The 21,003-nt window shown below is 37.7% G+C and carries 21 protein-coding genes; 6 read left to right on the top strand and 15 right to left on the bottom strand.

The genetic code is table 11. The features are described 5' to 3' along the window. The first annotated feature begins 181 nt into the window (after positions 1–181). Both BM000_RS06875 and BM000_RS17080 read left to right on the top strand, forming a co-directional pair. On the top strand, positions 182–1,210 hold the full coding sequence (locus tag BM000_RS06875) for an AimR family lysis-lysogeny pheromone receptor (protein WP_091496188.1): 1,029 nt from the start codon (positions 182–184) through the stop codon (positions 1,208–1,210). A gap of 4 nt (positions 1,211–1,214) precedes the next feature. After that, positions 1,215–1,343 (top strand): hypothetical protein, encoded by a 129-nt coding sequence (locus tag BM000_RS17080; RefSeq protein WP_281245850.1) that lies wholly within the window; start codon positions 1,215–1,217, stop codon positions 1,341–1,343. Positions 1,344–1,584: 241 nt separating this feature from the next. Here the strand turns inward: BM000_RS17080 and BM000_RS06870 are convergent, their stop codons facing one another. The 8 genes from BM000_RS06870 to BM000_RS06835 form a co-directional block, all read right to left on the bottom strand. Next, positions 1,585–2,451, bottom strand: a complete 867-nt coding sequence (locus tag BM000_RS06870) for a zf-HC2 domain-containing protein (protein ID WP_091496185.1) — start codon at positions 2,449–2,451, stop codon at positions 1,585–1,587. Next, the gene (locus BM000_RS06865; protein ID WP_091496184.1) at positions 2,448–2,933 is read right to left on the bottom strand and encodes an RNA polymerase sigma factor; all 486 of its coding nucleotides are present in this window, start codon (positions 2,931–2,933) and stop codon (positions 2,448–2,450) included. Before BM000_RS06865 ends, BM000_RS06870 begins: the two co-directional genes overlap by 4 nt. A gap of 246 nt (positions 2,934–3,179) precedes the next feature. Beyond that, on the bottom strand, positions 3,180–5,024 hold the full coding sequence (locus tag BM000_RS06860; protein WP_091496182.1) for a sialate O-acetylesterase: 1,845 nt from the start codon (positions 5,022–5,024) through the stop codon (positions 3,180–3,182). Between the two features lie 275 nt (positions 5,025–5,299). Then, positions 5,300–5,665 (bottom strand): GntR family transcriptional regulator, encoded by a 366-nt coding sequence (locus BM000_RS06855; RefSeq protein WP_091496180.1) that lies wholly within the window; start codon positions 5,663–5,665, stop codon positions 5,300–5,302. Next, positions 5,662–7,152: a hypothetical protein gene (locus BM000_RS06850; RefSeq protein WP_091496178.1), complete on the bottom strand. Its 1,491-nt coding sequence runs from the start codon at positions 7,150–7,152 to the stop codon at positions 5,662–5,664. The genes BM000_RS06855 and BM000_RS06850 overlap by 4 nt, the downstream gene beginning before the upstream one ends. Then, positions 7,149–7,976 (bottom strand): ABC transporter ATP-binding protein, encoded by an 828-nt coding sequence (locus BM000_RS06845; protein WP_177178238.1) that lies wholly within the window; start codon positions 7,974–7,976, stop codon positions 7,149–7,151. Before BM000_RS06845 ends, BM000_RS06850 begins: the two co-directional genes overlap by 4 nt. Before the next feature lie 144 nt (positions 7,977–8,120). After that, complete coding sequence (locus BM000_RS06840) at positions 8,121–9,131, bottom strand: YeiH family protein (protein WP_091496174.1); 1,011 nt, start codon at positions 9,129–9,131, stop codon at positions 8,121–8,123. 119 nt (positions 9,132–9,250) lie between these two features. Continuing rightward, the gene (locus BM000_RS06835; protein WP_091496172.1) at positions 9,251–10,078 is read right to left on the bottom strand and encodes a formate/nitrite transporter family protein; all 828 of its coding nucleotides are present in this window, start codon (positions 10,076–10,078) and stop codon (positions 9,251–9,253) included. Between the two features lie 726 nt (positions 10,079–10,804). Here BM000_RS06835 and BM000_RS06830 point away from each other — a divergent pair. Beyond that, entirely contained in the window at positions 10,805–11,197 is a 393-nt protein-coding gene (locus BM000_RS06830; RefSeq protein ID WP_091496169.1) for a MerR family transcriptional regulator, read from the top strand. A gap of 54 nt (positions 11,198–11,251) precedes the next feature. Here BM000_RS06830 and BM000_RS06825 read toward each other — a convergent pair whose 3' ends face one another. The 3 genes from BM000_RS06825 to BM000_RS06815 all read right to left on the bottom strand — a co-directional run bounded on the left by BM000_RS06825 (position 11,252) and on the right by BM000_RS06815 (position 14,025). Next, complete coding sequence (locus BM000_RS06825; protein ID WP_091496167.1) at positions 11,252–12,181, bottom strand: oxidoreductase; 930 nt, start codon at positions 12,179–12,181, stop codon at positions 11,252–11,254. A 519-nt stretch (positions 12,182–12,700) separates the two neighbouring features. Beyond that, positions 12,701–13,294 carry a hypothetical protein gene (locus BM000_RS06820; RefSeq protein WP_091496165.1) on the bottom strand — a complete coding sequence of 198 codons (594 nt, stop codon included), beginning with the start codon at positions 13,292–13,294 and terminating at the stop codon, positions 12,701–12,703. A gap of 89 nt (positions 13,295–13,383) precedes the next feature. Beyond that, a complete protein-coding gene (locus BM000_RS06815; RefSeq protein ID WP_091496163.1) occupies positions 13,384–14,025 on the bottom strand; it encodes a Crp/Fnr family transcriptional regulator in 642 nt (213 codons plus the stop codon). Between the two features lie 129 nt (positions 14,026–14,154). Between BM000_RS06815 and BM000_RS16980 the strand changes: the two genes are divergently transcribed. Beyond that, positions 14,155–14,826 carry a cupin domain-containing protein gene (locus BM000_RS16980; protein ID WP_245751596.1) on the top strand — a complete coding sequence of 224 codons (672 nt, stop codon included), beginning with the start codon at positions 14,155–14,157 and terminating at the stop codon, positions 14,824–14,826. 2 nt (positions 14,827–14,828) lie between these two features. Beyond that, positions 14,829–15,581 (top strand): class I SAM-dependent methyltransferase, encoded by a 753-nt coding sequence (locus tag BM000_RS06805; RefSeq protein WP_218144084.1) that lies wholly within the window; start codon positions 14,829–14,831, stop codon positions 15,579–15,581. Positions 15,582–15,634: 53 nt separating this feature from the next. Here BM000_RS06805 and BM000_RS06800 read toward each other — a convergent pair whose 3' ends face one another. The 3 genes from BM000_RS06800 to BM000_RS06790 form a co-directional block, all read right to left on the bottom strand. Next, positions 15,635–16,150 carry a P-loop NTPase family protein gene (locus BM000_RS06800; protein WP_091496158.1) on the bottom strand — a complete coding sequence of 172 codons (516 nt, stop codon included), beginning with the start codon at positions 16,148–16,150 and terminating at the stop codon, positions 15,635–15,637. Positions 16,151–16,179: 29 nt separating this feature from the next. After that, positions 16,180–16,704 (bottom strand): YcxB family protein, encoded by a 525-nt coding sequence (locus tag BM000_RS06795; RefSeq protein WP_091496156.1) that lies wholly within the window; start codon positions 16,702–16,704, stop codon positions 16,180–16,182. 200 nt (positions 16,705–16,904) lie between these two features. Continuing rightward, on the bottom strand, positions 16,905–17,588 hold the full coding sequence (locus tag BM000_RS06790; RefSeq protein WP_091496154.1) for a hypothetical protein: 684 nt from the start codon (positions 17,586–17,588) through the stop codon (positions 16,905–16,907). A gap of 119 nt (positions 17,589–17,707) precedes the next feature. Between BM000_RS06790 and BM000_RS06785 the strand changes: the two genes are divergently transcribed. After that, positions 17,708–18,487: a nitroreductase family protein gene (locus tag BM000_RS06785; protein WP_091496152.1), complete on the top strand. Its 780-nt coding sequence runs from the start codon at positions 17,708–17,710 to the stop codon at positions 18,485–18,487. 130 nt (positions 18,488–18,617) lie between these two features. On the opposite strand, the gene BM000_RS06780 is transcribed toward BM000_RS06785, so the two are convergent. Next, a complete protein-coding gene (locus BM000_RS06780; RefSeq protein WP_177178237.1) occupies positions 18,618–20,423 on the bottom strand; it encodes a right-handed parallel beta-helix repeat-containing protein in 1,806 nt (601 codons plus the stop codon). Between the last annotated feature and the right edge of the window lie 580 nt (positions 20,424–21,003).

The following is a 21,003-nucleotide window of genomic DNA, read 5'->3' as shown; positions in this document are numbered from 1 at the left end:
AAACTTATCACGGATTAACGGACTGTAAGATCCCCACTAATTGTCGGTTTACTTTAGTAAAAGTCGATTAATAGGGATTTGGCTCATTATTTGACGAACGATTCATCGTCGAAACCCCTTGAAAAAAAACGAATTTATGAGAAGATTAACGTATGGAAATTAATTGAAGGGAGGATGAGAATTGATTATTAAACGAGCAGATGACTGTGACTTTGGACAAGCTCACTATCATCTGGATGCCGAATCCTTTTACCTTTTGGTACAAAAACAAGTACCTGAAGAACACCTTAGCCAAGTAATGTGCAATTACTTTATGAATACCAAACATCCGTACTCAATGTGCGTTGGCTTAGAGTATTTGTATATGAACGATTATATGGCTGAATTATATCAGTTAATTGAGAAAAATAGAGCGCATTCAAATAAGCTTAATCAGGATTGGGCTTTAGTATATAAATTAATGTTATTGCATGAGATTAACAAAATTAATAAGAAGAATCTACTAAATCAACTTCATGCTGTTAAGACAACGGACCCAGCTCTTCAATGTGTTATTCTTTTTCAAGAACACTCAATATTTACTTATACTTATGAATCTACTTTAGCATCAAATCTGATTAGTCAATACCGGCAACTTTTCAATCAAATTAATAATTACTCTATTTTAAGGCCGTATATAGAGAATAGATTAGATCGTGTTCTTTTTATTCATTATTGGAAAAGCAATGATATTATCCTAGCAAGAAAGCATGCCTATAAGGTTCTATCCATGTCGCATAATAAGACATCTAAAACGATCATCCATATTAATTTGGCTTCTACTTTTATATTTGATAGTTTTAATTCGGCAAAATACCATTTAAACACTGCTCAAAAGATCGTTTTTGAAACCAAAAATGAATTCTTAATTAAACTATTAATTATGCAAAACATACCTTTTATTCATGCTCATTTCGGTATTGTGGATGATATCAAGACAGAAAATAAAAGTGAGCAAGCCCATCTTGCATTAGCAAAAGGTAATAATGCATTAGCTAAAAAAATCCTAGCAGGGATAAAACCAATAACACCTTTTACCAAGTACTACCTTGGTCGGGCATATAATGATAAACGAATGTTAATGCAATCCTATAATGATTTTATTGAGAAAAATGGTGACTTTTTTTATGCAAGGTTACCGTTTAAATATATAAATATGGAAGGAGGTTAATAACATGAAGAAATTTTTAGTTCCCTCAATCATTTTACTTTCAGTAACTTTAGGCTTTATTCTTTATGTAAATGGTTATTTAGATGGAATCATTAACTTACTTAATGATCCTGGTCAACTTACTTTAAAATAAGTCTTTTCTTTCGAATCTATACAAAACGTAATGTTATCAATTACGTTTTGTATAGATTTTTTTTATGACGGTTTGTCAAATTAAGTGCAAATGTTCTTCCTGAAACGTTTCGTGTGTGGTTTTCAAATTTAAACATTTTCTTTGTCTGCCGTTGATTAGCGATAAAGATTGTCTAAATATGCTTCTATTCTAAATGCCACATTAAAAAAATCCAAAAAATTTAATCGAACTTAATTTACTATTAATTAGCTATCAATTTGCGACCTTCCAGCCAAATTGAAGTACTCACAAACAAGGTTACAGCTACAACTAAAATATAGCCAAAATCTCTGATCAGCACATATGTCGTGGGACTAACCCCTTTAATTACTAGATGAGCGACTACATAACAAGTTGCCAGTAACGAAAGCTTTTTAGAAAGCGTACGCACCATGTTGTGACCAGTAAGACCGCTCACGACGAAACAGGTAAATGCCATTATCCCTGCTATTATCACGTAATAGCTTAAAGCTAACCTTGGTAAGGTCATGACACCTTCAAAATCATCAGTTCTTTGCTGTGAATAAAGCAATAAATCGCTTCCCTCATTCGGTTCAACGTAATAAACCTGCTCTACAGACTGATCTGGGTGGCTTAATAGAATAATTTGATTACTATCATCCGTTCTTTTAGGTGCTAACATTGTATTCCATGTTGTAATATGCGCATTATTATTGCTCCAGGTTATTTCAAAGTTGGTAACAGCACTATTCAATTCTGCAACGACTAGCTCATCAGCAACTTGTTCAACTGTTATCAATTCCTCAGTATATGGTAGAAAGCGCGGTTTGTTTAGGTGATAAAAGACAACAACAAATAATGTAATGGCAAAGAGAAATGAGCACAACATAAGCTGCCTTTTCCGTTTCTGAACTGTTAAAGCTACCTGTTTAAATGTTGTCACTTCTGGATCATTTGGAATAGCTGTTTCATTCATCTGGTTAACAAACAACTGACAATCTGGACAGCAAGTCAGATGCTGATCAACAATGATTACACTTTCTTTACTAGCTAACCCCTCTTTGTATAGAGGTAGTAAATCTTGAATAATCGAACATGACGTTTTCATTGGTAATCCCTCATTTCATGTTTAAGCTTATTCTTGGCTCGGTGATAGGTGACACAAGCCCAATTTGCCGATTTCTGAAACCTAACACCTATTTGAAAAAAACTTAGTTCTTGAAAAATACGGAGCTCTAACACCTGTTGATAAGGCTGTTTAAGTTTGGTAATATATTGCTTAGCAACTTCAACATCATATGATTGAACAACACGTTCTTCAATTCGCACATCATCTTCTATCTGGCTTAAGCGTTCAAATTCACCAAAACGCCGATGTTTTCTCAAATAGGATAAATAATTATTTTTAGCAATTTGACAGAGCCATACCCTTAGGTCACACTCACCTTTAAACTGTTTTATTGCTGACAGTGCTTTTAAAAATGTTTCCGCAGTTATATCCTCTGCCAGATGTTGGTCCTTCGTCAATCGATAAACATACCAATAGACAGCGCGGAAGTATCGCCGATAAATCTGCTCAAATTCTGTCACGTCATCACCTCCTATTAATAAGACGCAGTTATTCAGTTTTTCTTACAAAAAAAAGGACAGTTTTCAGCTTAACTATCCTATAGCATTATAATTATATTTTTTTGTATGAATAAGGAAATTGACAGGCCATTATGCTCAAAAAAAGTTGGCTAACTGCCGATAAGATAGTAAGTCTGCAAAATTGTATAGCAAAACCACAACAACCTAAATGGTCACCCCACCTTCACCAAACCTGCTTTGCTAAGGTTAAGCTTGAAAAGGTGAGGCAGGTAAGCCTTCTTGATTGTAGAGGTTAGCTTCCGTAGGGTTATCCGCCCAAGCATAGCGGACATATTTAGGCTGCTTAATTTGATCATGATAAACAAAAACATGATTATTGACGATCTTAGCACATGCAGGTTGATAGTTTATTTGATCAATGCTTAGCTCAAACCCACCAAGCGCTTTTCCTTTACAAACTAACCCTTGGCCAACATGATTAAAATAAACGGTGATACCATCCACACTTAATTGCTTTGACTGAAAGATTGGCCCCATAACTGGACGTTGCTTTGAAGTTGTTAAGCCTTGTGCGCATCTGGCTAGCCGCTGGCCCAGAGTCTTCTTATCCTGTGGGTGCAGATCGTTAGCCTCACCAATATCAATTGAAACGACCATAGCGGTATGATCTATTTCAAGACATTGACGCTGTTGATCGCGTAATAGTGCCCAATTACTCTCTTGCTGCTGGTTGCCCGTCTCAAGGTTAGCGAGCTGCACAAAAATAAAAGGCAATGTAGGAGCTGCCAAGGTAATGCGCCAGTCTTTAACAAGGCGCTTAAATTTTTCAGCATAATCGTCCGGGTCACCAGTGTTTGATTCACCTTGATACCAAAGGACACCCTTGACAGATAACCCATTCAGCGGGGCAATCATGCCATTAAATACACCAGATGGGTGGTATTGAAAGAACGTCATTGGACTTAATGGGTCGGTGACTGCTCCCACTTGATAATGCCAAGTTCCAGCTAAAGAATAGCTTGCTTGGTCGGTCTTGATTTCATAAGGCATACCAGGGATAAACTGCCCCGTTTCATTCGTACTTATTACACGTACCATAATGGTATTTCGCCCAGGTTTTAAAATACCCTCTGGAATAGGATAGCGTCGAGGCGGGTACTTATAAGCCGTCCCGCCAATGTAATGACCATTAATATAAGTATCATCCGCATCAACTATAGTACCCAGCTTTAGCTGAGCTGGACCTTGATCAATAGATTCAGGAAGTACGAATTCCCTTGTAAACCATACCGCACCCCTAATAGTAGCCAATTCTGTTTCTGCCCATGATCCTGGGACCTCAAATTTCTGCCAAGCTAGTGCTGGTTCTCCATGCTGATACCATTGTTCAATCAGCCCCCGATCCTGTAGATTAAGGGCTGTATACCATAATGCTTGCTGTTGTTGCTCTAGTTCAATCGTCTGCTCAATGCGTTCACTATTCTTATTGTTAGCTAACAATGGATCGAATCCGCCGTACTGACGTAAGGTTTCTTCGCTTAGCCACGCTTCAATTGGCGTACCACCAACTGCCGCCTGAATTAACCCAATTGGAACCTGCTCTTTCTGGTACATTTCACTCGCAAAAAAGACGCCAGCAGCACTAAAATCATAGAGATGCTCTTGAGTAGCTGGACACCATTCTCCACCTTCGATAAAGGCTTGTGGCTGTTCAAAATTATAAATTTGGGGAACGGCAAAGTGCCTGATCAACGGCTGATTCACCGTCTTTAATTCATCGGCAAATAGATCAAGCGTCCGCCTTACCGGTAATTCCATATTTGATTGACCGCCTAAAAGCCAAACATCACCAACAAGGACATTGTTAAGCTCAAGCTTTTGGTCGCCGATTATCGTGAGCTGAAAGGGGCCACCTGCTTTAGTCGCATCAATCGTAATCTGCCATTCTCCATTAGCAGTTGACATTGTTTGATAGGACTTTTCACGGAAAGCTAATACAATTTTTTCATTTGGCTCATTAAGTCCATTTACGATGAACGGACGATCGCGTTGGATCACCATTCCATCACTAATTAACTGGGAAACTTTCATTTTTCTCACCTCATTATAACGCTTCCATTTTATTATAATTGCATTTAAATAAATTGCTAGAATAAAACAATAAGTTATTTACTTTTTCCATGTAAATCTATACATTGATTGCCTTTAATGCACTTGCAATTTCGAGTAGCCCATATTTGTCTAGTTACCTGGTCTGCTTCATTAGGTCAGCATGATCATGGCATGGAATCGCTAACGACATTTGGTTCTTCTCAATAGCCAACAAAAAAGCGCTCCTTCTACAAGCGCTTTTTTATTTCAATTGTTTATTGGTAATAATTTTGTAAAGCTGCAAGCAATTCTTGCTCTTTAATATTTAATTGCTTCATCGTTCTAGCTAGCTCAGGAATAGTCTGCTGATAAAAGTCCACTTTTCGTTTTTGCTGAATTCTCGTTAGCGCATCTTTTGTAACAAAAAAGCCTAAGCCGCGTTTTTTGAACAAAATTGCTTCTTCTTCCAAAATATTATAAGCACGCATGATCGTATTAATGTTTACTTCCAGCTCTACCGCACTTTCTCGAAGCGAGGCTAATCGCTCACCGGGCTTTACCGTTCCTTCTAAAATGGCATTCTCTATCCCTAAGGCAATTTGCTTATAGATCGTAAGAGACGCTTGAAATGATTGACTCATCCCGCCACCACCTGGATCTTTTTGCTGGTCCAATAAATCCCCATTCGTGTTATCAAAAAGACGCCTATCGCCATCAAAGCAAGTGGATAGCTAACTAACCTCACATATATCTGCCCGCTAGAAATGTTTAAAAATGCTAACACCACTAACGGAATCGACGGGATAAAAATCCCGCCCACTAATGCCCAATTAAATGCTTTTAGTGTGATAAGTCGCTGAGCAAGCACAATTACCGTGTTTAGCAATAGCTCAAGCAGACCCATTACCGCCAAAACAAGTGGGATGATGAGCAGGCTGCTTTTCAGTGTATAGATTACCATTAATCCATATTTAAGCTCAGGCTGACTAATAAAAGGATTTAAAAGTGAATGCGTAAACCAGATCGCTGTGGTAATGAGCATAATATTAAAAACGTTAAGTAATACGGTTTCAATAAACTGACGGGTCATGCGGATTGTCACTTTCTTTAGTAATGAAGTTGGGAGCATTGTCAATGTCAATTCATCATCATAGGTCATTATACTATTACTACCTGGCATTAATGCAGTAGCAAAACCAATATGGATACTTAAGAACATCCCCCGCTCCATCATTAACAATGCAGAGCTGGCTGAAAATAAACCATTTATAGCATAATAGACAAAGACAATGAAAGACACCGTACCAAAGTTTAAAATGAACAGTTTTTTTATCGGCTGGATAATTGAATCCCAGCTTAATAACATAAAAATACGAGCACTCTTAGACTTAACCCTCTCACTAAAAGAAAGGATGGTTTGATTAGATTCCCTTTCATTACGATCGACTGAATCAGCACTATTGGTAATTTGAAAAGTAAGCTTAGGTGATCTTTGCATCACAATAGTCAGACCAAAAAGAAAACAAGCAAGCGTAAGTTCAGCCCAACTATTTAAGTAACTAACTAATACTGGGCTAACCAAAACAAATAAATTTAAAAATGATAGCTTAACTTCCTCCCGTGAACTAATCTTTATGATGCCGAGATCAGCAACTGAAAACGTCCCGCGCCACAATGTAACACTAATAAAAAAGCAAGCTGCCAAACCATAAGGAAGCGATTTAAGCAATAACCAAAGCAATGGACCATTAACAAACAAATCAGCTAAGGCTGCACCTAATAATAATAAGCCAGCCGGCATCCAAGTACCTCGAAAGGCTAACCAAAATTGCTTTTGCCTAACCGAGATTGGCCACTGAATGATTAAGGCGATGACCTGTTTAACAAACAAACGATTCGATAACAGACTACCGTGCCAGAATAAGATATACAGGAACACAGTGTAAAAGATCGCAGCAAAAGAGAATGGCAGGATAATCTCTCCACTAGTAGCATTCTCGCTAATCTCAAAGCTAATAAATGCTATCCCTGCCCCAAACAGTGGTAGCAGTGCCAAGCGCCAATGATAAGCACCTGTTTCTAAAAAAGCTAATACCTGTTTCGGTTTCAATGTTAGCTGATTGTTCATCTCTTGATCACCTGCTCTTGACGACAGAGCCCACTAAATAATAATTCTAATGGTATGTCTTGCATGGTTTGTGCGGGTTGGTTGACAAGGCCAACCCAGCCCATCGTCAGTCTTTGTTTCGCAAGGATATCACTTGGTAGTTGGTGCTCTTGAGCTGCTTCAATTAAAGAATAGTGTTGATAAAGCTGGGCAACTTCAGCATTTAATAAGAGCTTTCCACCACGATTAATAATCGTAACATGATCTAAAATCCCTTCAACCTCACGGACATGATGGGTAGATAGTAGAATTCGGGAGCCGGCTGCAGCTGTTTCAGCAAGGGCTTTCCGCAAACTAGCTTGTGCCTTAATATCAAGACCCTTCGATGGCTCATCCAATAAGATTAATGCTGTCTGACAGGCCAATACGATCGCGAGCCAGGCTTTTCTTAGATCACCTGCACTAAAGGCATTAAAGTTTTGCTCAATATCAAGCTCAAACGCTTCTGCTAATTGCAGAAACCGTTCCGGTGAATAATTAGGGTATAGCGGGCCACATAAGGTTGCATATACCATAGGACTCATTGAAGGACAAGGTAAAGTCTCAGCAACGTAAGCAAATTGCCGGTAAAAAGCTGCTTCCCGTTTGCTTGGGTTATGCCCCGCGATGTTGATCTCTCCTTTAGTTGGAAACACTAAACCAGCAAGCATATTAAACAGCGTTGTTTTGCCGGCACCATTCGGTCCAAGCAAGCCACAGATTGTTCCAGCCTTAAGACACCAATTAAAATTTTGATAAATAGCTTTCTTTCGATAATTAAAACTTACATTTTCACAATTAATCACTATAATTCCCTCCTCGTCATACTGTTATAGATTACTATAACAGTATGACGACGGTTTAGCAATTCTTTTTCTAGCCTATCGGCATTTTTTAGTCAAAAAAAAGAACGATAAAGGAATGGATTTATCGTTCTACTTAATTTATGCTCATTGCAATGAAATAACGAGCAAAGCTACCACAACAACGAGTGATGATAGCGTTAAACTATAAAGGAGTGGTTTTACTCCCAACTGTTTGATGTCCTTAAAGCGGGTACTCAAACCAATTGCAGCCAAGGCTGCAACCATTATAAAACGACTAAGTTCCTTTAGCGCATCTGAAACAGCGCTAGGAATTAAGCTAGCACTATTTAAAATAGCCAGTACAAGAAAGCCAACAATAAACCAAGGGAAAATCGCTTTTACCATACTAGCCATTTTCGGAGACTGTTTTTGTGCTAAGTCCTTTTTCTGATAGGAATGAATAACTGCGAACACGATAACTGTTGGTATAATAAACAGTGTTCTAATCAATTTAACGGTTACAGCAAAATCACCCGCTACTTCACTAAAGGCATAGCCAGCTGCCACAACACTAGACGTATCATTTACCGCTGTCCCTGCCCAAAGTCCAAATGCCGTATCAGTAAGTCCAGTCAACTTTCCGATAATTGGAAAAAGGATAATCATTCCCATATCAAACATGAAGGTAACTGTTAATGCGTACGCTATATCGCGATCTTCAGCTTCAATGACAGGTGCTACCGCTGCAATCGCTGACCCGCCACAAATTGCCGCTCCGGTAGAAATCAAATTCGACAGTTTCCAGTTTAATTTAAATACTTTTCTTAGTATCGCGCCAATTCCAAAGCACGTAAAGAGTGTAAAAGCTAACACAATAAGTGACCTACCACCTACTTGAATAATCGTAGTCATATTTAAGCTAGCTCCTAAAAGGATAATTGCAAATTTTAAAAGTTTTTTAGAGGTAAAGCGAATGCCCGAAACAAATGGTTGTTTGGGCTCGCACACAGCATTAATAAGCATCCCTAGTAGCAATGCCAAAACGGTGGCACTTATAATGTGAACAGGCAAATAGGTAGCTGTCATGCTTGCAACAAACGCAATCGCAACCGCCAACATAACCCCTGGTATATAATTACTTGTTTTATTTATCATTGTCTCACTCCTAACCATTACTTGATTATACAATAATTTATTCTATTAGTAATTAGCAAAAGCCCAAGAGTCAATTTAATAGGCTCTTGGGCTTTCAGATATCTATGATAGCTAGTCTACTAACTAGTCTTTTGAAACTTATCAATATGCTTGGATTGTTTATCAATTGGTGCAATCGACTGCTCCTGTTTTAAATAAACTGCCCAATAGGCACCAGCAACGAACAGGATTCCACCTACTGCATTCCCTAAGAAGACAGGGATAAAGTTGTACACATAATCTAACCAAGTAAAATGATCAGCAAAGATGGCTGCCGGAATTAAGAACATATTGGCGACAACATGCTGGAAGCCTATTGCGACAAATGCCATGGTCGGAAACCAGATACCTAAAATCTTGCCTGCCATATCCTTCGCACCATAACTTAACCAGACTGCCGATGCAACTAACCAGTTGCAACCAATTCCTGATAAAAATGCTTGTAAGAATGTTGCTTCAAGCTTATGTTCAGCTAATTTAATGGTTGTTTCTAAATAGGCATTCTCGGTTAAACCAACAATATGCCCAAAAAAATAGGCAACAAATATGGCTCCAATAAAATTACTAAATGTGATAATTAAAATATTCTTTAACACTTGTCGTGAACGAACCTTTTTTTCCATCCTCGATAAAGGAACCGCCATAAAGTTCCCCGTTAACAGTTCACCACCAGCCAGCAGTGTTAAGATAAGGCCTAACGGAAACAGTGATGCACCGATGAATGCTGAGAAGCCTCCCCACTCCACTGGCATGTTTGCTGTGACATGAATATAAAGTAAATAACCTAGCGCAATGAATGCACCAGCTTCAAAGCCTAATATTGATGATTGCAACACGGTATAATTAGCCTTCTTACTTCCCGATGTAACCGTATAATTAGCAATCTCCTGCGGACTATAAAAGCCCATGATGATCAGATCCTTCCGAATAGTATGTGATGCAATACACATATTATAGCACTTTAACCAGCATAGCATTGTGAAAGATTTGTCACAGTTTTGCAGTACGCTTACATCATTAAGACCAGTTTTACAACAAAGAAGCATGCTCACCATCATGAGCACGCTTCTTCAATACGCGGAAAATTTGTGTTTTCCTATTAAGTTTTACCTGCATTTACTTCTACTAAACGTTACTCGCCAAACTAAACGCTTGTGTTACAGTCCATTACCCATTATGTGGGTTGAGCATGCTTGTGAACAACATTCTCACAACATTTGCTTAGGCTGCTTTAGACATGCACTTTACCGAAATTACTTTGCTTTCCTGCTGATAATCTCCTACATTTATTACCACTAGATCTTCTTACTGACGAGTTACGTCGTCAATTAAGCAAATTTTCCGCCAAGGCTGTGCAGATTAAATATGACTCTTGATCAATCTTTTACTTTCCTTTACCAGCCATATTTATTTGCCTTGTAGTATTCTATTCCCGCTTATACAAGATCCAAACATTTTTAATGCATGATTTAGATTTTTTTTTAAAAAAAACACGCATGAATCTGCTCTACCTTATTATCTGAAACAGTTCAACAATCTCCACTTTAATAATTCCGTGGATGTACAGCCAGTCTTGTTATTTATTTTCATTAAATTTATACTTAAGGAAACTATTTTTTAAGGAGTATGCCATTATGTACACAATTAATGAAGTCGCTGATATTTGTGATATTTCCCCGCACACCATTCGATATTATGACAAAGAAGGTCTGTTACCGTTCGTTTCAAGAAATGAAACTGGACGTAGACAATTTAGTGATACTGACTTAAACGTAATTAAGCTTATTTGTTGCTTTAAAAATAGTGGTATGCAAATTAAAAATATAAAAAAATATATTGACTTAACCATGCAAGGTGCTGAGACATCAGCAGAGCGAAAAGAGATGATGATTAATCATAAAAAAAATATTAATAGTCAAATGGCTGATCTTAAGAAAAACTTGAATATTATTGATTTAAAAATCGCTTCCTTTGATTCTATTAATAGTTTCTCTCTTGCTCAGCTATTTGATGACCAGAATAAATAAAGTTATCTTTTCCTAGTGCTCTCAAGTAAGGTCATGCAAATTTAGCCTCACATATTAAGCAAAGATTGTCTTCGTTAATTTTTCTGACTGCGTCCATAATTGGGCAGCCACCTTCATGTCATTCGCCTGTGGGGCAACTCGAGCAACTTTGGGGTGCCCTCTTGTTTCTCTTAGGCGAGATGGTCCATAATAAGTACTACTAACAACTTCTTTAGCAGTAGCTGCGTAAAGTGATGGCCAAGCACCATGAGCTGCCGGCTGAAAAAGAAAGGCAGCAAAACGCCGAATAATTCCGGCCGGACTATTTTGCCCTGACCCGTTTGGAATTAATTCAGTTCTCGAGATCCCAGGGTGCGCTGCGATACTGCTAAGTCCCCAGCCTGCCTTGTCGCTTCTACGCTGAAGTTCAAATGCAAACATTAGACAAGCAAGCTTTGATTGCGCATAAGCTTCCATTGGCTTATACGAATACTCTGACTGGAGATCATCGAAATTGATCTCCCCCGACAAATGAGCCACGCTACTCAAAGTAACCACTCGTGGTTTATTCGCTTGTCGTAACAGGGGAAGCAGTTGGGCTGTTAAAGCAAAATGACCAAGATAATTTGTTCCTAACTGTAGTTCAAAGCCATCACTCGTCAGCTTCCGCTGAGGTGGATTCATTACTGCAGCATTATTTATTAACATATCCAAACTGTTAAATTCTGCTGTCACTCGTTCACTAAACGCTTTAATTGACGATAAATCAGCAAGATCAAGCAGTTCAAAATGAATGCGACCGATTGGATTAGTTTGTCTAATCTTTCTAATCGATTCTGCTCCTTTATTCTTATTCCTTCCCGCCATAATAACTTCCGCACCAGCATGTACCAATGCCAATGCTGTTTCATAGCCAATCCCACCAGTTCCAGTAATGACAACTGTTTTTCCTGTTTGTGAGGGTATATCCGCAGCGGTCCAGCCTTTTTTAATTGATTCTGTCATAATTACCGACTCCTTTTAATGTTTTTACAAAAAGTGCTGCCTCTGCGCTTAAATGAACGAGACAGAGACGTTTTTCACTTCCGTCAAGGACTTATCTGGCCTTTGTACTAAATCCTATCACTTAGAGTTTCCTCTATGTCAATTATGTTTTTAAAGTTTTTTCGTAGTTACCAATTTAAATAATTTCTATCAAGTTCTTCTGCATCTTAGAAGCTTAATCTGCACCATTAATATAAGGGTTTTTACTAATAATCAGCACTCTTGATCACAACTATTTTATTTAAAAAAAGTCAATCATTTTCATTACATAATTCTTTATAATGTAACTATATTTCACCAAATAAAGGCAAAACACTTAGATATTACTTTAAGTGTTTTGCCTTTCTAAATCGAAAATATTACGTTACTGGTTAACTTTATTCAAAAATTATCTCATCTGTTAGACAATTAAACTGTTTGGACTTAGTGACATACTGATCAAATACTTGGCTATCGCAAATAGTATTAAGAAGAGAACGATTAATCCTCTGGATAATGTCTAATAAACAAATTGTACAATTGTGCCTTTTCTTGTAAATGCTTAATCTGCTCTTCATGCTTAAAAAACATCTCCATTGACAGGTCATAGTGCCCTCTTATAACGAGATCAAGTTTAAGAAAATGAAAATTACAAAACCAAGCCTCACGCGTGTTTACTTGTAGCAGCATCTTCAGTGTTTCAAATGAGGTAACTTCAAAGAAATTGGTCGTACTACTTACATCTATCTTCACAAGCTGTTCGATCCATAGAAATTGTTCATAGCGATCCAACACCTCTAAGATATTAAGGTGAGTCGCTGCATCAATATTCTGATAATCTATTTCAACAATTAACGGTGAACCCACATTGTCATTATACAATTGCTTAAAAAAGCTAATATGCTTATACTCATGTTTTAAATGTAATTCTTCATAAGCAAATGACACCTTCTCTGCCTCTTCAGTAGTCAGACTTTTAGGGAAAATGTCTAATAATCGATGGGGCGTTCGCTCATAAAAAGCATGAGTATCTACTAACACCCTTACTATTTCTTCACTTAAGTATGTTAGTTCCTCTTTTTTTAATGGTTTCAATTTACCTGCTCCTTCATCTCTTGCTCATCTCTTCGCTTTAAATTGAACAGCAAGTATTACTATTAGCAAGCACGCTAGCTGTTACGCGCTTAATGTTGATGATGGATAATGAATGCATTCCTATTATACGTAATTAAGCCGTCTCGTTGCATCGCTGATAATTCGCGGGAAAGCGCACTTCGATCAACACTTAAGTAATTGGCAAGCTGGTTACGCGAATAGTGGATATTAATACAATGACCGGGTTGCTCTTCTTGCTTACTGAGAAAGTACATCATTCGATCACGTAATTTTCGAAAGCTGAGCAATTCAATTTTCTCAAATAGCTTCATTTTTTGCTCAAGGTGTGCTTCCAATAGATGCTCATAAATTGTAGCCCTCAAATGACATGTCTTAGGGAATATTGGTTGTTCAAATACCAATAGACTTATTGGTTCATGGACCTGAATGTAGTATTCCTCAGACAACGCCATTTTGTCAGCCCAGATGACATCATCAGCTCCTAACATAGTTAATATTACTTGGTCACCTTCAGCACCCAGCTTCTCTACCGATAACCGTCCCGCTAAAATAATCGCAATTTGATATGGAAAATCAGATAATGACATTTGTTCATTATTAGCCAGTTTTTTAATCGATAAAGCTAAACAATCTATTGCTTTTTCAGTATCCAAAACTGAGAAATCCTTAAAGAAAGGAGAACCTTCTAACGATGTGACATTAGGCTTCATTTTATTCCTCCTTTGTTGCAAATGCAACAGCTTTAGTGAGCGAATGATGGTATTTTTACTTAGACACAAATGAGAATCATTATCATTTTAATTATATCGATAGGGTTATCTATTGACAAGGGGGAGCCAGTGAAGAATTTACCGATTCATGATATTTTTACGTTTGAAGATGTTGCCAATCCGCTTCCTGATCAGATTATTAGCACAGAAGTTTTTCATAATGCCGCTTTGGATATAACCGTTTTCAGTTTAGGAGCTGGGGAGTCGATTAGTACAGAGCTAGTTGGTGGTCAGAAGCTCATTTATTGTTTAACTGGACGTCTTGAGCTCAAGCTCGATCGCATAGAGAAACAGTTACGAGCAGGACAAGCAGTTATTCTCCCCACACAAGCTCGCCACGCCATTATTGCTGAAGCAAATGTAAGCTTTCAGCAAATTCATCTATATAAAAATGAGGAGGACCTTTACATGATCAACAAAGTACCGCACAACAAAGTGATTGATTTGGCCGAGCAAATTGACATTGTCCCAAATAAGAAGGCTAGCAAAGCAATTGTACAAAGAAAGGATTTGACGCTAACTTTATTTGCCTTAGATCAGGGGCAACAAATCGCAATGCACACTGCTACCGGTGATGCACTTGTGCAAATTCTTGAAGGAGAAGCACATATTATTATTGGCGAGAACAGCTTTATTGTGAAAGAAGGGCAAGCAATTGTAATGCCCGCTGAAATCCCTCATGCACTTGAGGCTACTGAAGCCTTTAAGATGCTCTTGACTGTTGTTAAAGGTGGTGAATAATTATGACACAGGCAGGCCACTCTTTTTTAGCAAGCCTTGGTAAAACGCGACTAAGGCCAGGTGGAATTCGAGCTACAAATTGGTTACTCTCAAAAGCAACCATAACAAAGGATACCAAAATATTAGAAGTCGCTTGTAATCAATGTACCAATGCCATTGATCTGGTAAAAAAAACAGGCTGTTCCATTACAGCAGTTGACCTTGATAAAAAGGTCGTTGACATCGCCAAGCACAGGGTGGCAGCCCACGGTTTGACCGATCACATTAAAGTAGAGGTAGCGAATGCATTAAGTCTTCCCTATCCTGATCAATCATTTGATCTAGTCATTAATGAAGCCATGCTCACCATGCTTGGTGATAAACAAAAAAACAAAGCTGTGGCTGAGTATCGTCGCGTCTTAAAACCAGGTGGTGTTCTGATTACCCACGATGTTCTGCTAATGACTGACAATCAAGACCAGCTTGTTAGCGGGCTGCAACGGGTTATCCATGTTCCCGCTAAACCGTATCACCAAGCTAACTGGGAAAAACTATTTTTAGATAACGGCTTTGACAAACTTGACTGTATAACGGGTGAAATGTCGTTAATGAATCCAATTGGGATGATTAGGGATGAAGGAATAGGTACAGTAATAAAAATTTTCAAAAATGCCATGAAAGCTAAAAATCGCACTTATTTTAAAGAAATGTTTACTTTCTTTAATCAACACAAGAAGGATTTAGGTTTTATTGCGATTATTTCATATAAAGAATAACAGCCTAGTAATCAAGACTTCGCGCTAGCGAAACTTGATTGCTAGGCACAGCCTTATCTGCTAAAGAGGCTCTTTACATCAGCCTTGCTTTTACAAATTACGACCTTATCTCCGTATTGGCTTAATAATGCGATAATTTCATGCTTACTGCTCCGCTCAAAAAAAGCATTCCACATAAACATTTGTCTAAAAATTGACCAAGTAGGTTGATAATTTGACTCCTCTAACCTTAGTTTTTGTAAAATAAATCGCCGAATGATTCGAAATACTCTAATTGAATATTTCGGATCAAGAAATATAATTAAATCCGCCTTTTCAAGACTGGGCTGGACCCACTTGTGATGTGCACCCTCAATAATCCAAGCATCTAACATGACAATTTCATTTAAATAATCGTCTCTTGCTTGACTAGTTCTTCGGACATCGTTACCATCACCTCTTTGCCAGACAACATTGTCCAGTTCATAGTGGACCAAGTTAAACTTATCTGACAGTATCCGTGCGAGCGTCGTTTTTCCACTCCCTACCGATCCGATGATATGTATTTGGGCCGGAACCAACTTCTCCATTTACTGGACCTCCTTATCATTAAACCAATTTAACCTTTTTCTACTAGCTGGTCCAAATAAGTTATCAGTTGCTTCTGCTCATCCTTCACTAAATTTCTAGTTGGAATAATTTGGGCTGTAATTGAACTTAAATAGATAATAATCATATCATCATAATAGTTAATTGCCTTGATATTTTCTTTAACAACTGTTGTAGAAGCGTACTTGTCAAAGACCTTAATTTCATTTCCTTCTATCACCATCGTTTTCTCACCAAAAAGCGCCGAATTGTCACCTTCGCTTAACATCTTGCTCACTTGTTTTTTTAATTGCTTTTTATAAAATCTTGGATACCAAATGATCCAGGCTCCACTGAACAGTAAGGAGATAATTAGCCAATAGAGACTAGGCTGGTGGAATACAGCCGTACCAACATAATAGATTATGCTTGCAAATACAATGGGTATTACCCACCTTAACACCCTAACCAGTTTCTTCTGTGATGGTGAGTTTTCACTATGATACAAATTGAACTGAAGATAATCCTCTTCGGTAATTTCAAATTTAAACTCCATGTTTTTTTCTCTTTTCTTTTAAAATTTCTTGAATATGCTTTTCTTTGCTCAATTATCATTGCATCTATCTATTAATACTAGCAATGTTTTTATCTTAAAAAGCCATTAATTCTCTGCGTAATAATATTAACCCAACTGTGATTGAATAATCTATTTCATAAAATTCAATTTCTCTTTTATTTAACTAGCATGCTAGTTGGTTATTTTGTAGCTTTAATAATCGCCAAACAATCATTAAGATGGACAAGTTCATGTAGGGTAATTGGCATTAATAATAATTCACCAATATTTTTCTTTCCCCAATAGTCAACCAACCAGGCAGAATCTTTATGTTTAAGAACTGATTTTGAACTGAAAATAAAATTAAGTTGCTCCTGTGAAGGCCTCTGCTTTAAATCAGTAACAGACAGATTCTTAATGACATTTTGAGTTTGCTTTCCGACGGCAAATCGATAGGCGAACAGCTCTTCTTGAATGATATTTGCAGAGAAATCCTCCATTTCATCTTGTGTCATTGAATTGCCAGTATCGACACGATTAATATTTAATTTCTCGAGCCAATTATCATTAAAAATGACCTGAGATTGATTGGCAATTAAGGTATTTGCACAAATATCCTCGATACGTGTCATGTGAAAAATAAAAAAAGCGAGCGTTCGATAGCCTTGATACTTCTTGCTGACAGTGTGGCGAAAGCTAATATTATTCAGCCCCTGCAAACACTGATCTTGAAAGGTGTGTTGGTGCAGATTCGTTAATCTTTTATCATGAGCAAGAGCATGGACATATAAAGCTTGCTCATGTACACGATTAATATCTTCTGTTTTAATCGCTAGCCTCAATTCTTTAAAAACAGGATTATAGTCTTTACTAACAGTTAACATTGCGCTCACTCCTTTATACTAGTATGATATACTACTAGTCATAAGATTAACAGCATGTTAACCCTATTAAAAATGTCGTTTTCGTGGCAATTTTTCAAAAAAGAATGAGGAGTGATACCTTGGAGTTAAACGATGTTATCCACGGACATAAGTCTATCCGGCAGTATGCAGACAAGCAAGTGAGTCAAGAGGTGCTAGATGCTATACTAGAAGCAGGGATTCGCGCTTCTTCTAGCGGGAATATGCAAGCCTATTCTATTATCGTCACACAAGATCAAGAGCTAAAAAACAAACTATTTGATGCTCATATGGAGCAATCTATGGTAATAGATGCTCCCATCCTGTTAACATTCTGTGCAGACTTTAATCGGATGCGGAAATGGCTTACGCTGAATGACGCACCTGTCCATTTTGATAATTTTATGAGTTTTATGATTGGTGCAATTGATGCCACCCTGGTATCACAGAATTGCGCGTTAGCTGCTGAAAATAACGGATTGGGTATTTGCTATATGGGTTCGACACTTGCCAATTGTGATCAAATTGGCGAACTGCTTAACTTACCTCCTAATGTAGTTCCAGTTGTTGGCTTCTCATTAGGGTATCCAGCTGAAGACCCTGCCCCACGTGATCGTCTCCCAGATAAGGGGCTTGTTCACTATGATACGTATCAGGATTATTCGGACACCGAGATTCTCGAAATCTATCAGGAGCGGAATGAGAACGGTTGGAATCGTTATATGAATGTCCCCCACCTTAAAGAGATGGTCGACCAATTGGAGTTGAAAAATTTGGCGCAAATCTATACGATTGCCAAGTATACCAAGGAATCGCATCACCAGTTTTCCCAGACCGTACTAAATTATTTAGCAAAGCAAAATTTCATGAAAAATCAATAAGGCTTTTAGCAGAGTCATGCTGATCATCTCTCTTTAAAAACAGTATTAAAAAATAGGTAACTAAAGAACCGCGCTCCCTTATTATCAACAAGGAACGCGGTTTTCTGTAAATTAATGTATTATAATCTCTTTACTGTCCGGTTTCAATTGCTCCAATATCTGGAGCTGATCCGTTAAACGGTTCGCCAATATCAACCCCACCATTAACAAGAAAGCTATTTGATCGTGGCACAAATAAATTAATATCTGGTAACGAGCCATCAGCCTTTCTTGGGCGCTTGGCTAAACTCGTGTCAACACTATTAAACATATTTGACGTTACCGTACCAGTTTGCCAGCTATTGCCCTGCAATGATGAGTTGGATGCAAAACGATCAGTCACACGAGCATTGGCACTTAAATTGTTGATAAAGACATGCTGACCGTTAGCTGGATTATTGGGGAAGTCATAATTACGGCCATTATTACTTATCCCATTATTAAACCCAGTATTATGAATTAAGGTTAGTGCCCCGGTATTATTGTTATGATCAAACCCTTTACTCTGATTATCAAAAGCCATATTACGCCTAACGATGTGGTTACCTGGCAAGTGATTTCCGCCTAATTTAAAGCCATTCCCGTTGCCTTCAAAATTCGAATGATTCCAAAACTGAGGATTTCCATTACCAAATGACCAATTATTCTCAAGCGTTATTGTACTTGTCGCCATCCAAAAATCAAAGCCGTCATCAGAGTTTTCCCAAGACCTGTTACCATAAAAAACATTTCCCGGCCCTAATGCCTCGTACTTAGCGGCAAAGCCATCAGCCATATTGCCAACTCTGCCTCTCAAGTTGAAATTACGATAGCTATCATTATTCATAATGAGATTATATGATCCATCCTCCAAATGAAAGCCGGTTAATCGGTTCTCATAAGCGACAGACCTTTCAATGCGATTGTGACTGCCATGAATTCTAAAACCATTTCCACCGGCTTTTCTTAGATGAAGTCCGAGCACATGCCAGTAATCACCATTTATTCGAAATCCATCTCTGCCTGCTAGTTCCTCTTGTGCAGAGAAATCTAATGTAGGTGTTTCATTGGGATAATTGACAATTGTAATGGGTTTGCTTGCAGTACCACTATTATTAGCTGTAATTCTGGTATCGTGATGATAAGTACCCCCTCTCATCACAATCACATCACCAGCTCTTGACAAGCTAATTGCTCGATCCAACGTAGCTAACGGTGATGATTGACTACCATTATTACTATCGTTACCGTTTGTTGCAACATATAATTGCCGATCTCCTTGAGGTATACCCGGCGCTGTGGGTAAGGGGCCTCCTGGTTGTTGAGCATCGCTTAGGGACTCGATTCTAATACTATTAATAACTACCGCTACATCAGACTCTGTTCGGATCTGAATAAAGGAATTTGCTGTACCTACTTCTGGCTCAAGAACTAAATCACCCGTACCCATTTGTCCAATTGTTTGATGATACACGCGCGAAGCGCCACCATGAATTGAATCGTTCATGCGCACCGTATTATTATCCACGTAAATTTGAAAGCGCTTACTTGAATCGCCACTTAAATTATCAATATTAAGAACAATGCGATAGGGTTGACTCAAGTCAAGGGATCCTCCTGGTGTAGAATTACTTGTTGTTTCTGTAGTAGTCCGTGCACCAATTGTCATTCTCCCACCATCTAATGTTACTTTATTAGAGCCAGCTGTTACAGAACCACCCGTTCTTAAATACATCGGCCGACTTGAATCGTTAGGTAATGCACGAAAGGATGTCGTAAATAAATTATTAGTCGTTGCACCAGTAAAATTTTCAGTGAATATAGGTGCTTGTGCTAATGCTGTAATAGGAATTGCAGATAGAATAAACATTAGGATAGATAGACAACTTAGTAACAAGAAATGCTTTGACTTGTTCATAAAAGATACCTCCATTATTTTTTAAAGTTAAGCTTTCTTTCATTGTGTACTAACTAAGATGCACCCTCACACGTTTGAATCTATCAGCTCACCTCCCTATACTAAGAAAATTAGTATTTTTCATTACCACTTCTACATTATAACACATTTATCAATTTTTTCTATAATTTTTAAAATAATACAACAATAGACATATATCGCTTTTTTCCTTCTTTCCCTAAATAGTAAATTAAGTAGATACTTTTAACTACTGCTATTAAATCAAATACCAATCTAGTACTATAGACCAAATTAACGTTAGGGCTATGCCATTCATAATCTTACAATAGCAAGTACACTTTTTTGTAAAAATAAGCAAAAAAAAAAACGCTATTATGCGCTTCTTTTTTTACATTTTCGTTGACAGACAATGCACCTATCCGTATAAAAATTATATCTGTGCTTTTTTTTAATACGGCAATCTAACCAACACTTTATTTTCTTCATAATAACGTCCCTCCAAGCATGACTATTGTATCATCAAAAAAGCCCTTATATGATTACTTTAGTCATAGTTTCATTAAATTGACACAATATTAAG

Source organism: Amphibacillus marinus (assembly GCF_900110345.1).
Taxonomy (GTDB): Bacteria; Bacillota; Bacilli; order Bacillales; family Amphibacillaceae; genus Amphibacillus_D; species Amphibacillus_D marinus.
The sequence above is the reverse complement of the archived record's forward strand: the minus strand, read 5'-3'. Positions and strand labels throughout refer to the sequence as shown.